This window comes from Rhodoluna sp., assembly GCF_049276775.1.
GTDB lineage: Bacteria > Actinomycetota > Actinomycetes > Actinomycetales > Microbacteriaceae > Rhodoluna.
Window position 1 is genome coordinate 1 of the sequence record NZ_JBASXC010000090.1, and the last position, 12,510, is coordinate 12,510.

Genomic DNA, 12,510 nt, shown 5'->3' on the forward strand with positions numbered 1-12,510 from the left:
GCCAGGAACCAGGATCTTGGAAAATGAGCCGAGATAGATGACATCGTCATCCATTGAGCGCAACGCCTTGGGAGGCTTCTTGTCAAAATACAAAAGGCCGTAGGGGTTATCCTCGACCACCACAATATTGTTTTTCTTGGCAATCGCCAATATCTCAGGACGTCTTTTGTTCGATAGCGTCACACCGGAAGGATTGGCAAAGGCTGGAACCAAATACAAAAGCTTTATTTTTTTACCGGCCTTTTTGAGCTTCGCAATTGACTCTTCGAGGGCCTCCGGCGACATTCCGTCATTGTCGGTATAAACGTGCTCAACTTCAGCTAAGTAATGACGGAAGATGCCGAGTGCTCCAACGTAGGAGGGACCCTCGGCGATAACTACATCGCCCTCGTCCAAAAATAATCCGGCAAGCAATTCAAGTCCGTGCTGGGAGCCGGTTGTCACGATGAGGTCTTCGACGCTCGAGTGAATTCCCTCGAGGGCCATGATGTCGTGGATTTGTTCCCTGAGGGTTAGATCGCCCTGGCCTCCGCCATACTGCAGCGCCATGTCACCCCTTGAGAGCATGAGCTTTTCAAAGCTCTCGGTGATTAGCTCCTCAGGTAGAGAAGAAACATTTGGCATGCCCCCCGCTAGGGAAACAACCTCTGGTCTTGAAACCACGGCGAAAAGGGCTCTAACTTCAGAAATAGAAAGGGCGTCAGCACGTTTGGCGTAGCTATCGATCCAGTGATCGAATCTTTCGCCCTCTTGTTTTGACATGGCTCACTTCGTTTGGGAAATCAGGTTTCCCACAATTCTAGCTATGCCAAGAAAGGAGCTAGGTCCTCAACTATGGCCACCTTCGGACGAGCACCAACCATTTGTTTCGCGATGGCACCACCTTGGAAAACCGCCATCATGGGAATTCCGGTTACGCCATATTTCATGGCAAGCTCGGGCTCTTCGTCGACGTTTACTTTGACGATGTCGATCTTGTCTGAGTACTCGGCGGCAATCTCATCGAGGATTGGAGAAACCATGCGGCAAGGCCCACACCACTCCGCCCAGAAGTCCACCATTACTGGCTTTACGTTATCCAGGACATCGGCCTGGAAGGTTGCTGTGGTGACTGACTTGGCTGACATTTATACTCCTTAGATTGTTTTCCTAGTGTGTTGAGATGAAGTGCTCGGCGTCAAGGGCTGCAACGCAACCTGAGCCAGCTGCAGTAATTGCCTGACGGTAGGTTGGGTCAATCACATCGCCGCAGGCGAAAACACCGTCGATGGTGGTCTTCGAAGACCTGCCATCAACCTTGATGAACTTTTCTTCCGTTAGCTCGAGCTGGTTCTCAACCAACCAAACCCTAGGGTCATTACCGATCGCAATAAACAGTCCGTCCAGGTCCATCTGAGAGATTTCTCCCGTGACGGTGTCCTTTAGCTTCACTCCGGTCAACTTAGGATCTCCGAGGAGTTCCTCGACGCCCTTGTTCCAGACAAACTCAATCTTTGGGTTCTCCTTGGCGCGGTCCTGCATGATCTTTGAAGCTTTGAGGGTGTCGCGACGGTGAATTACATAAACCTTGCTCGCGAAGCGAGTCAAAAACAGTGCTTCTTCCATGGCCGAGTCGCCACCGCCAACCACCGCAATGGTCTTCTCCCTAAAGAAGAAACCGTCACAGGTCGCACACCAGCTAACGCCGTGGCCAGAAAGGGCCTTTTCGTTGGGAAGACCAAGTTCGCGGTAGGCAGCACCAGTTGCCAAGATAATGGCCTTGGCCTCGAATACATCTCCGTTGCCACACTTCACAATCTTTGGATTGGCCTTTAGGTCAACCTCAACAACGTCCTGAAGCATAACCTCGGTGCCGAATCTTTCGGCCTGCTCCTGAAACTTGGTCATCAGATCTGGACCAAGGAGTCCATCCGGGAAACCCGGGTAGTTTTCAACATCGGTGGTCTTCATGAGTTCGCCACCTGGCTCAACGCTGGAGGCAATCATTAGGGGCTTTAGCCCCGCTCTTGCTGCATAGATGGCTGCCGTGTATCCGGCGGGTCCCGATCCAATGATGATTACTTCGCGCAACTTTATACTCTCCAAACCTTACTTTTTGGGCTTTTGGCCCCACCAGCCAACAACCAAGCTTAGCGGCGGAGTATTCCAGCGATTCCGTCAATGGCCCGATCAATCTCTGGGACCTTGAGTAGTTTCAGGGCTATTACGTAGCTAACAAGCATCGCCATTCCGGCAACAAAGATCACCCCAACGGCACCAGCGATAGTGCCGACGGCAAAGCTGTCCGGTCGAATTCCGCCCAAACCAACAACCGATGCGGTTCCAACCGCAAAAGTCACGAGCCCAGCAACAATTACTCGGAGCGTTAGAGCGTGACCCTTGGGCGAAGCACCTATTTCGCCTATTCTTCGGCGAAGTAAAAGATACGCAGTTAGCGCTTGGATAGAAATCGTGAGGCTAGTAAGTGCCGCCAGTGACATAACCAAAAACTGCGACTCCATGGTGAAGAAAAGGTAAATCGAACCTGCGATGTGAAAAGCAATCTGCACCGAGGTAAAAACAAAAGGGGTCCTAGTATCTTCCAGCGCGTAGAAAGCTCGCTGGAACATAAACACCATCCCGAAAGGAATTAGCCCAAACATTGTTGCGAACAAAACATTGCCCAAGGCAACTGTCGAGTCATACTCGCCAACGAACACTCTTGCCACCGGCAAAGAAAGAAGTATCAGCGCAATTGAGGAAAACATATTTACTAGAACCACAATCCGAAGAGCCGATCGAAGATCATCTTTCATCAGGTGCATCTGCTTTTTCTGAACGTGCTCGCTCATCTTGGTGAAGTAAGCGGTTGCAACCGACACGGTGACGACCGAGTGCGGAAGCATAAAAATAAGCCACGCGATTGCCATCGCTGCAATCGATGCAATCGCGGGTCCTTCTCCTCGGTCGGATACTGCACGAGATGCAACAACTGTTTGAACCAGCCCACCGATTTGAGAAACCAAAACCATTGCTAGTGACCAACCGGCAGCCTTAATGGCTGGACGAAGTCCAACTCCCCTCCAGGAGAAGTTGAAGGAGAATCTAATTCCAATTTTTCTCCAGAAGAAAAACAAAATCAAAGCCTGGGCTATTACACCGAGAGTTGATGATCCGGCAAGCAGCGCAATCTCGGCCTGAGACCACTGCTCGACTGTTCTTTGTCCTGTTGGGTCAGCGCCAAAGATAAGCAAAAAGCTAACCCAGCCGACCAGTCCAACTAAGTTGCTAAGTACCGGCGCCCACATAAAAGGACCGAAGTAACTTCTTGCGTTTAGCACCTCGCCGAGCATCGAGTAAAGGCCGTAGAAAAACAGTTGCGGTAAGCACCAGTAGGCAAAGGCCGTTGCCAAAGCTAGCTGCGCCGGGGACCAGCCGGTTGTATAGATGGAAACCAGAAAAGGAGCTGCCAAGGTGGCGGCGATTGTGACAACAGCAAAGACCGAAATTGCGAGCGTTAGCAACCGGTCGATGTAGCCGTGACCTTCGTCTTTGTGCGCTCTGGCTTTTACGATCTGTGGAACCAAAACAGCGGAGAGGACACCGCCGGCGATAATGGCATAGACGTTATTAGGAAGTTGGTTCGCAACTCCAAAAGCATCGGCCGCATCCGTTGTCACTCCAATTGTTAAGGCTAAGACAACGGTTCTTATAAACCCGAGTATTCGGGAGGCGATGGTGCCACCGGCCATAATGATCGAAGATCTGGCAACACCCATGAGAAAATCCTTAAGAAGTTTTTCTTCGTCGCACGGTTCTGATTGTTCCAATCACGAACAGAACTGCCACAAAGCTCAAAAACAACACTATTGCCGCAGTTTCGATATCGGGGTTTACGGTGAGCTTTATGTTCACGCGTTTGCCAAGCTCGAAGCCAGAGAGGGCAGTGAGCCAAGCCACCATCACCACATCGCCACTTCCGATTGCTCGAATTGGGAACTGGGCGTTCATGGTGGTTCCCGCGGGAATCACCAGCTGAACGGTGGATTCTTCCACCACCACCTTCGGAGAGCTTGAGCGAAGGTGTACGATCACCCGAACCTCACCTGGCAAATCGTTTGTGACTGGAACGGGAAAGCTCGACTCACGAGAGACCAGGTTAATGGTCGAGCCCTTTACGATTGAGATTTGACCGGTGTCTGTTTCGGTTAGCTCGGTTGGGAGTGCTGGCATGGCCGCCAACCCCAGGGATGCGGCCATAGCAATGATTAGTACCAGAGCTACTCTTCTCAACTGCGGGCCTCAATAAGTTCTACTGCCATTTTGGCGATGCGACGTTCGTTGCTATGAGAAAGCCTAGTAAGAAGCTCTGAGACACGCACCCACTCAAGCTCACTGGCTTCTTTGTGAGGGTCTTTGTCGAAGCTGAGCTCGCCACCGGTTTGCTCCATCAAATAAACGTGAACCGTTTTGCTAATTCTTGTCCCGGACTGAATGAACTGGTAGCTCACCTCGCCAAGGTAATTAATTATTTTGGCCTCTAGGCCAGTTTCTTCAAACACCTCTCGAAGGGCAGCCTGCTCATTTGTCTCATCGGCTTCTAGGTGACCCTTGGGTATGCACCACTCGAGTTTGCCCCCGCGGTTAAACCTCGCCATCAGAGCAACAAGAGAACCGTCGCTATTGGAAATCACAAAGCCGCCAGCCGATACCTCGGAGCTTGAAGATTTGGATTCCATCTTTCTACTCTAACCTTGGGCGCTATTTGGCTTAGACCCCAAGCCCCGTGAACCCTAGATACCAAAGCGGTTATGGCAAGCTGGTACCGATGGAAACCGCCGACGCAATGAAAAACCTAGAGCAGGTCACCTCGACCGCTTTACTAACAAAGCTCGGGGAACTGTTTTCAAAAGCCGGCTTTGAACTTGCTCTAGTCGGCGGACCGGTTAGGGACGCAATTTTAGGAAGGGTCGCACCCGATGTTGACCTAACAACAAATGCCACCCCCGATCAAATACTTGAACTTATTAAAGGAAAAGTCGATACCCACTGGGAAATCGGCAAGGAATACGGAACCATCGGCTGCCGGATCGGCAACGACCAGATCGAAATCACAACCTACCGAACCGATGCCTACGACAAAGACTCGAGAAAGCCAGAGGTTCGCTTCGGAACCGATTTGGTCGAAGATCTAAAGCGGCGCGACTTCACTGTGAACTCGATGGCGCTAAGACTTCCAGAGCGCGTCTTTGTCGATCCATTCGGAGGACTTCGGGACTTGATGGATGAGGTTCTAAAAACCCCAGGAAAACCAGAGGACTCCTTCGGAGATGACCCGCTTCGCATGATGCGGGGTGCAAGGTTTGTTTCTCAACTGGGATTTGAAATAGAACCGGAAACATTTGAAGCAATGGGAGCCATGCGTGAGCGCATGAGCATCATCTCCGCTGAGCGCATCCAAGCAGAGCTTCAAAAGCTGATGCTTGGTGCTTTTCCAAGAAAAGGCCTTGAGGCTTTGGTTGACTCCGGTCTTGCTGAGATTGTTTTGCCGGAGCTTCCGGCACTAAAGCTTGAAGTTGATGAGCACCACCACCACAAGGATGTCTATGAGCACACCCTCACGGTTGTTGAGCAAGCCATCGACTACGAGCACGACTACGGACTAGAACCCGACTTTGTGTTGAGGTTTGCAGCATTGATGCACGATATCGGCAAGCCCGCCACCCGAAAGCTAGAACCAGGTGGCGCGGTGAGTTTTTACCACCACGACGTTGTTGGTTCAAAGCTTGCCAAAAAGCGCATGAAGGAACTCAAGTTTGATAACGACACCATCAAGGCAGTTTCTTTGCTTGTTGAGCTCCATTTGAGGTTCTTCGGATACAGCGATCAGGCCTGGACCGATGCCGCTATAAGAAGGTATGTTCGTGACGCCGGCGACCAGTTGGTCAGGTTGCATATCTTGACTCGCTCGGACGTCACGACCCGCAATAAGCGAAAGGCCGAGATCCTCTCCCATGCCTACGACGATCTTGAGGCGCGCATAGAGAAGGTAATGGCGGAAGAGCAGCTCAACGCCATGAGGCCGGATCTAAGCGGCGAGGAAATCATGGAAATACTCGATATCCCGGCTGGTCCCAAGGTTGGTAAGGCCTATAAGTATTTGCTCGAGCTCCGGATCGAAAATGGCCCGCTAGGGCCCGAGGAAGCCAAAAAGCGCTTGCTTGAGTGGTGGCCGAAGGGCTAAGCTTGTGAAGTTGCCCTAGATCCTTGGGGCCTCAAGATGTCATTTATACCCTCCTGTCATGGAAAGTCCATGGCCGCTCTAGTCCAAAGGAGGTGGGTTAGCTATGCATCAGTACGAACTCATGGTTATTCTCGACCCGTCGGTTGAAGAAAAAACTGTAGAGCCATCCATCCAAAAATTCCTCAAGGTAATCACCGCTGCCAAGGGCACCGTTGATTCCATGAACATCTGGGGAAGACGCCGTTTGGCTTACGAAATCCAGAAAAAGACCGAAGGTATCTACGCGGTTGTCAACATGACCGCTCCCTCGGAAGCAGTTATCGAGCTTGACCGTCAGCTAAACCTTTCCGAAGCTGTCATGAGAACCAAGGTGCTTCGCGCCGAGGATGTTCAGTTCTCGATCACACCAATCGAATACGTTGCTGAGAAGCCATCCGAGCGCCCAGCTCGCAAGGGTCCAAGAAAAGACTCTTCCGACAAGCCTGCTCCTAAGCGCTCAGAAGCCAAGACCGATGCACCAGCTGATGTAGCTTCCGAAGCTACCGCCTCTGAGCCAGCTCAGGCAGAAGCAAAGGCGGAGTAAGTCATGGCCGGCGAAGTAAGCATCACAGTAGTTGGCAACATTGCCGACGACCCGGAACTTCGTTACACCCAAGCCGGTATTGCGGTTGCCAGTGTAAGAGTTGCATCAACTCCTCGCGTTATGAACCGTCAGACCAACGCCTGGGAAGATGGCGAAACTGTTTGGGTGCGCTGCACCGCTTGGCGTGAACTTGCCGAGAACGTAGCTCAGTCACTGACCAAGGGTGCCCGCGTTGTTGTCACCGGTCGCCTGAAGGCACCTTCTGCATACACCGCTGCATCTGGCGAAGCCAGAGCGTCTCTAGAAGTTGAGATCGAAGAAATCGGTCCATCTTTGCGTTATGCCACTGCAAGTGTGACCCGTCGCGCTCGCGAAGGATCCCCCGCACAGGTTCAGGCTGATCCCTGGGCCAACACCCCGGCAGCACCTGCTGCTGCAAAAGCCGATGACGGCTGGGCAAACCCGGGTGCTCCCGCATCAGACGACACACCTTTTTAATTTTTAGAAACGGAGAATAAAACAAATGGCTGGAAAAACCGACCCACGTCGTAAACCATCTCGTAACTCGAAGCTAGACAAACTAGCTCCGGTTAAATTCATGAAGGTCGGAATCATCGACTACAAAGACGTTGCCACACTGAGAAAATTCATCTCAGACCGCGGCAAGATTCGCGCTCGTCGAATCACCGGTGTTTCTGTTCAGGAACAGCGCCTCATCGCAACCGCAATCAAGAACGCACGCGAAATGGCTCTTTTGCCATACGCCGGTGCTGGCCGCTAAGGAGAACTAGAAACATGTCAAAAATCATTCTCACAAACGAGGTCTCAGGACTCGGTGCTGCAGGCGACGTCGTTGAAGTTAAGAACGGCTACGCACGCAACTACCTACTTCCACGTGGCTTTGCTGTTGTTTGGAGCAAGGGCGGCGAGAAGCAGGTTGCCTCGATCCGCGCAGCCCGCGACGCACGTCAGCTAGCAACCGTTGAAGAAGCGCAGACCCTAAAGGCTCGCCTCGAAGAAGGTTCAGTCAAGCTATCCGTCAAGGCTGGCGTTGGCGGCAGACTATTTGGTTCTGTCAAGACCGGCGACATCGCTCAGGCTGTTGCCGATGCAGGCATCGGATCCATCGATAAGCGCAAGGTTGAAATCCCAAACCCAATTCGCTCAGTTGGCGAATACCTAGCCACCGTGCGTCTGCACGGCGACATGGTTGCCACCATCAAGCTGAAGGTTGTTGCTAAGAAGTAAAACCTTTCAAAGCATCGAACTAAACCCCGGACCAATGGCTCGGGGTTTAGTCATTCTGAGCCCATTTTTGAGCCATTTAAGGTGGTTGTGGATAACCTGCGGTTAACTCCCTAATTTGATCCCGATTGGCGTGCTTATCCACAACCCTCAGGGTTATCTTGAGAGTTTGCTCGTAATTAGTTATCAACAGTCAAAACCCCGGTGTTTATTGGCCTCTAGCATCGAAAATAAATATTTTTCCACAGCAGTTTCAACACTTTTCGGGGGTTTATTAGAGTGTTTTCCCCGAGTTATCCACAGTGTTATGCACACCGCGGTTTTCTCAGGGTTTGTCAGTGGTGGATGCTAGACAAGCTATTACCACCACCTTTAGGAGCAACAGATGTCTTTGGCGCCCGTACTACCGGTAGAACCGGGGCGATCCACAGACCGAGTGCTCCCTCATGACTTGCTCGCAGAGCAGTCCACTCTTGGTGCGATGTTGATCTCTCAAGAAGCTGTTGCTGAAGTTTTTGAGTATGTGCACGGCGCAGATTTTTATGCGCCGAAGCACCAAATTATTTTTGATGCACTTCTTACTCTGTACGGAACCGGTGAACCAACAGACGTCATCACAGTTACAGATCAACTTGTAAAAACCGGAAGCCTGGTTCGATCAGGTGGTGCAGATTATCTGCACACTTTAACTTCCACAGTTCCAACCGCGGCGAATGCTTCGTTCTACGCAAAGATCGTTGCTGAGAAAGCAACTCTTCGCAGACTTGTTGAAGTTGGAACTCGCATCGCACAACTTGGTTATGCCAACGAGGGTGAAGTTGAAGATCTAGTCAACCAGGCCCAGGAAGATGTTTACCGCGTCACACAATCTGGTGCGAGCGAAGACTACGTAGCTCTAAGTGATTCAATTGAAGCGGCGATTTCAGAAATTGAAGCTGCGCAAAACCAAGACGGCGATCTAGTCGGTGTTCCAACCGGATTCACCGAACTTGACTCACTGACTAACGGCTTCCACCCCGGACAACTAATCATTGTTGCAGCTCGTCCCGCGATGGGTAAGTCAACCTTCGCTCTCGACATCGCAAGAAACGCAGCGATTGCTCAAGGCAAGTCAACTCTTTTCTTCTCACTTGAAATGGGTAGAGCAGAAATTGCGATGCGTATGCTCTCTGCAGAATCTTCAATTCCTTTGCAGTCAATGCGTAAGGGAAATATCGCAGACTCAGACTGGACCAAACTTGCGCAGGTTAGAGGTCGCATCAACGATGCTCCGCTATACATTGATGACTCACCGAACATGACTCTGGTAGAAATTCGTGCGAAGTGCCGTCGTCTTGCGCAGCGCGTTGGACTAAAGATGATTGTGATTGACTACCTGCAGCTTCTTACCTCAGGTAAGAAAGTTGAATCACGTCAGCAGGAAGTTTCAGAGTTCTCTCGTGCACTAAAGCTTTTATCCAAGGAGCTAGACATTCCAGTTGTTGCGCTCTCGCAGCTAAACCGTCAGGCCGAGCAGACCAAAGACAAGAAACCTGAAATTTCCCACCTTCGTGAATCTGGTTCCCTCGAGCAGGACGCCGACGTTGTCATCTTGCTTCACCGCGAAGCAATCGGAGACTCCGAGCACCCCAGAGCCGGTGAAGCGGATTTGATTTTGGCGAAGCAGCGATCCGGTCCAACGGGACTAGTCACCGTCGCCTTCCAAGGACACTACTCGCGCTTTGTAAACATGAAGGTTTAGTGAATGAAGATTGCAGTGGCCCTTCGGGCTGCAATTTCTCTTTCCGTCGGAATCTTTATTACCTTCAGCCAATCTCACTCGGCAACAACCGGACTTCTCGCCTTAGCAATTTTTGGAATCGGCTACGCAATTTTGAATTCAGTTGGTAGTGCCATCTGGGGCAAAGGATTAACTTCGGTTGAGTCTCTGCCGCTTAGCGTTGTTGCCTTGATTGTTGGAGTTTCTGCACTTCTTATTCCCTCAACCGATCCCTTCGCCCAAGCCATGGCCTTTATTTACCTAGTCACAGGCTGGGGGCTAGTCGCCGGAGCTTTCGAGCTTTATCTTGCTAGGCGTTCGGGCCTCAAGACTAGGAACGGCAAGGATGCGCTCATAAATGCCGGTCTCTCACTGCTACTGGGACTGCTGTTCTTGGTTGCACCACTAGACATCGTTTCAGCGGTTGGATTCTTCGGTGCTTACCTTGCGCTTAGTGGAATTCACTTGGCAATAGCCGCCGCCACACCAAGTAAATAGCTTTAGGCTTTGACTATGCCCAGAAAAACAAAAGTAACAACTTTTTTGACCCTGTCAGCTGTTGCTGGCGCATTCGTTGGAACCCTGGTTTACTTCGGTGTTCGAATGATTGAGTCAGCACTTATCTGGGGCGGATTGACATTCATTGTTGCCCTGGTTTTTATCTCAACCATGGCGCTTATGGTTCCGGACAACAACAACGATCCGGACAAGCAAGTTCTTAGCTAACAAAAGCCCGTTAGAACTAGAGCTCTCTAAAGTCTCTGCTTCCTAAAGACTCTTATCTAGAGACTCTGCGCCAGCTTCGAAGCCAGGCCGATGTAATCCTTCGGGGATAAAACCAGCAAGCGGTCTTTAGCGGCCTGTTCGATATCTAGTTTGATAATAAAGTTCGCAAGATCCTCGCGAGTTAGTCTCTTACCTCTTGTTAGATCCTTCAAAAGATCATACGGATTAGAAATAGTTGATCGACCCGCCGCCACCTCGGCACGAATCACTGTCTGAATCGCTTCGGCCAATACTTCCCAGTTGTCGGCTAGGTCGGCGGCCATTACCGACTCGGCGACCTCAATCTCGGTCAGTCCCTTGGCGATGTTGTCTAGGGCGAGAAGCGAGTGCCCAAATGCCACCCCGATGTTTCTTTGAGAAGAAGAGTCGGTTAGATCTCTTTGGAGCCTTGAGGTCACCAGAGTTGCAGCCAGAACATCGAACAGGGCGTTTGAGATTTCAAGATTAGCTTCGGCATTTTCAAACCTGATCGGATTGATCTTGTGTGGCATGGTCGAAGACCCCGTTGCACCCTTCACCGGAATCTGTTTGAAGTATCCAATTGAGATATAGCTCCAGATGTCTGTTGCAAGGTTGTGAAGGATTCTGTTGAAGTGTGCAACGGCTGTGTATAGCTCGGCTTGCCAGTCGTGGGATTCGATCTGGGTGGTCAGCGGGTTGAATTTCAATCCAAGTGTTGAAACCAGCTCGGCTGAAAGCTCCGGCCAGTTAGCGTCTGGGACGGCGACCACGTGAGCCGAATATGTTCCAGTGGCACCGGAGAATTTTCCAAGATACTCGGTTGCTTCAATTCTTTTTAGCTGACGAGAAAGTCGGTGAGCGAACACGGCAATTTCCTTGCCCATGGTGGTTGGAGTTGCAGGCTGCCCGTGGGTTCTTGCAAGCATCGGAACACTCGCATAAGAGCCGGCAAGGTCGGTGAGGGTTGCAACTATTTGTTTGGCCTTTGGGAGCCAAACCTTGTTGAGCGCGTCTTTGATGATCAGCGCATAGGAGAGGTTATTTATGTCTTCGCTGGTTGCTGCGAAGTGAGCTAGTTCGTGAAGATCTTCGCGGTCGATTTCGGTGAGCTTGTCGCGGACGAAGTATTCAACAGCCTTGACGTCGTGTTTGGTTCTGGATTCGGTGTCTGCAAGTTTTGCAACGTCTTCGTCGCTGAAGTAATCAACTACGGAGCGGAGCCTTCTGGCCTGTTCTTCGGTTATGTACCGATCTCTTCCGAAGAGCTCTTTGTTGGCAAGCAGGATTAACCACTCGATCTCAACTTGGATTCTTGCTCGGTTGAGCCCTGCTTCGGAGAGAAAAAGGGAGAGTTCTTGAACCTGGGATGAGTAGCGGCCATCGAGCGGACTTAGCGGCTGAAATGAAAGGCTCACATACCTATTCTGCCGTAGTTGGCAATAAATAGCAGGTCCAAGCTTTCAACAGTTTTGTATTTGGCACCCAATCCAAGTGATATTTCCCGCAAAGTGTTCAACATGGAACAAATCCTTCTCCAGATTGAGCAAGCCCTTACTCGTTTGAGACTTGCACGACCCGCCCAGGGTCTTTGGATTGGAGCAGCTGCCTCAACCCTTGCATCAACACTTGCCTCACTAGAAAGTGAGCTTGTTGCCCTCCAGCACTCACTGAACTGGTGAGTCTTGATTCCTACGGGGGCAATCCCGACATAGTCGCCACCCGCGAAGAAATAGAGCGGGTGGCATTTGAGATACGTCTCTGCGCGGAGGAGCTAACCGCTTGGCCCGCCCTGGAGATACTTCTTGTTGATCCCCTGCATCAACTGCAGTTTCGATTGGCATCAATCGGAATTCACCAAAAGCTCGAAAGACTACACAACCATTGCCTGATTGCCTCGGAGAATTACTTCACAACAGAAGCCCAGATCCACCGACGCTTCGAGGTGACCTTTAT

Annotated in this window: 17 protein-coding genes; 10 read left to right on the forward strand and 7 right to left on the reverse strand. The window is 51.1% G+C overall.

The annotated features are described in order from the left end of the window. The 6 genes from WAO31_RS05995 to WAO31_RS06020 form a co-directional block, all read right to left on the reverse strand. A partial coding sequence (locus tag WAO31_RS05995; RefSeq protein WP_509591438.1) for an aminotransferase-like domain-containing protein occupies positions 1-762 on the reverse strand: 762 nt, incomplete at its 3' end. Between the two features lie 41 nt (positions 763-803). Further along, positions 804-1,127 carry a thioredoxin gene (gene trxA / locus WAO31_RS06000; protein WP_509591440.1) on the reverse strand — a complete coding sequence of 108 codons (324 nt, stop codon included), beginning with the start codon at positions 1,125-1,127 and terminating at the stop codon, positions 804-806. A 22-nt stretch (positions 1,128-1,149) separates the two neighbouring features. After that, a complete protein-coding gene (gene trxB, locus WAO31_RS06005) occupies positions 1,150-2,070 on the reverse strand; it encodes a thioredoxin-disulfide reductase (RefSeq protein WP_509591443.1) in 921 nt (306 codons plus the stop codon). A gap of 59 nt (positions 2,071-2,129) precedes the next feature. Continuing rightward, positions 2,130-3,809: a murein biosynthesis integral membrane protein MurJ gene (murJ, locus tag WAO31_RS06010; RefSeq protein ID WP_509591446.1), complete on the reverse strand. Its 1,680-nt coding sequence runs from the start codon at positions 3,807-3,809 to the stop codon at positions 2,130-2,132. Then, positions 3,769-4,272, reverse strand: a complete 504-nt coding sequence (locus tag WAO31_RS06015; protein ID WP_509591449.1) for a DUF6049 family protein — start codon at positions 4,270-4,272, stop codon at positions 3,769-3,771. Before WAO31_RS06015 ends, murJ begins: the two co-directional genes overlap by 41 nt. Further along, a complete protein-coding gene (locus WAO31_RS06020) occupies positions 4,269-4,718 on the reverse strand; it encodes an NUDIX hydrolase (protein ID WP_509591451.1) in 450 nt (149 codons plus the stop codon). Before WAO31_RS06020 ends, WAO31_RS06015 begins: the two co-directional genes overlap by 4 nt. 89 nt (positions 4,719-4,807) lie before the next feature. Here WAO31_RS06020 and WAO31_RS06025 point away from each other — a divergent pair, with 89 nt between their 5' ends. From WAO31_RS06025 to WAO31_RS06060, 8 genes are all read left to right on the forward strand, one after another. Beyond that, positions 4,808-6,223 (forward strand): CCA tRNA nucleotidyltransferase, encoded by a 1,416-nt coding sequence (locus tag WAO31_RS06025; RefSeq protein WP_509591454.1) that lies wholly within the window; start codon positions 4,808-4,810, stop codon positions 6,221-6,223. A gap of 103 nt (positions 6,224-6,326) precedes the next feature. Further along, positions 6,327-6,806 (forward strand): 30S ribosomal protein S6, encoded by a 480-nt coding sequence (gene rpsF, locus WAO31_RS06030; RefSeq protein WP_509591456.1) that lies wholly within the window; start codon positions 6,327-6,329, stop codon positions 6,804-6,806. Positions 6,807-6,809: 3 nt separating this feature from the next. Then, entirely contained in the window at positions 6,810-7,304 is a 495-nt protein-coding gene (gene ssb / locus WAO31_RS06035; protein WP_509591458.1) for a single-stranded DNA-binding protein, read from the forward strand. Between the two features lie 25 nt (positions 7,305-7,329). Beyond that, positions 7,330-7,587: a 30S ribosomal protein S18 gene (gene rpsR, locus WAO31_RS06040; protein ID WP_509591460.1), complete on the forward strand. Its 258-nt coding sequence runs from the start codon at positions 7,330-7,332 to the stop codon at positions 7,585-7,587. A 14-nt stretch (positions 7,588-7,601) separates the two neighbouring features. Then, a complete protein-coding gene (gene rplI / locus WAO31_RS06045) occupies positions 7,602-8,054 on the forward strand; it encodes a 50S ribosomal protein L9 (RefSeq protein WP_509591462.1) in 453 nt (150 codons plus the stop codon). A gap of 382 nt (positions 8,055-8,436) precedes the next feature. Then, positions 8,437-9,792: a replicative DNA helicase gene (gene dnaB / locus WAO31_RS06050; RefSeq protein ID WP_509591464.1), complete on the forward strand. Its 1,356-nt coding sequence runs from the start codon at positions 8,437-8,439 to the stop codon at positions 9,790-9,792. Positions 9,793-9,795: 3 nt separating this feature from the next. Further along, positions 9,796-10,308 (forward strand): hypothetical protein, encoded by a 513-nt coding sequence (locus WAO31_RS06055; RefSeq protein WP_509591466.1) that lies wholly within the window; start codon positions 9,796-9,798, stop codon positions 10,306-10,308. A gap of 15 nt (positions 10,309-10,323) precedes the next feature. Further along, the gene (locus tag WAO31_RS06060) at positions 10,324-10,536 is read left to right on the forward strand and encodes a hypothetical protein (protein WP_509591468.1); all 213 of its coding nucleotides are present in this window, start codon (positions 10,324-10,326) and stop codon (positions 10,534-10,536) included. 56 nt (positions 10,537-10,592) lie between these two features. On the opposite strand, the gene purB is transcribed toward WAO31_RS06060, so the two are convergent. Further along, complete coding sequence (gene purB, locus WAO31_RS06065) at positions 10,593-11,972, reverse strand: adenylosuccinate lyase (protein WP_509591471.1); 1,380 nt, start codon at positions 11,970-11,972, stop codon at positions 10,593-10,595. Positions 11,973-12,074: 102 nt separating this feature from the next. Between purB and WAO31_RS06070 the strand changes: the two genes are divergently transcribed. Further along, complete coding sequence (locus WAO31_RS06070) at positions 12,075-12,236, forward strand: hypothetical protein (protein ID WP_509591473.1); 162 nt, start codon at positions 12,075-12,077, stop codon at positions 12,234-12,236. Continuing rightward, positions 12,233-12,510: hypothetical protein (locus tag WAO31_RS06075; protein WP_509591475.1), on the forward strand; the 278-nt coding region annotated here is incomplete at its 3' end. The genes WAO31_RS06070 and WAO31_RS06075, both read left to right, overlap by 4 nt.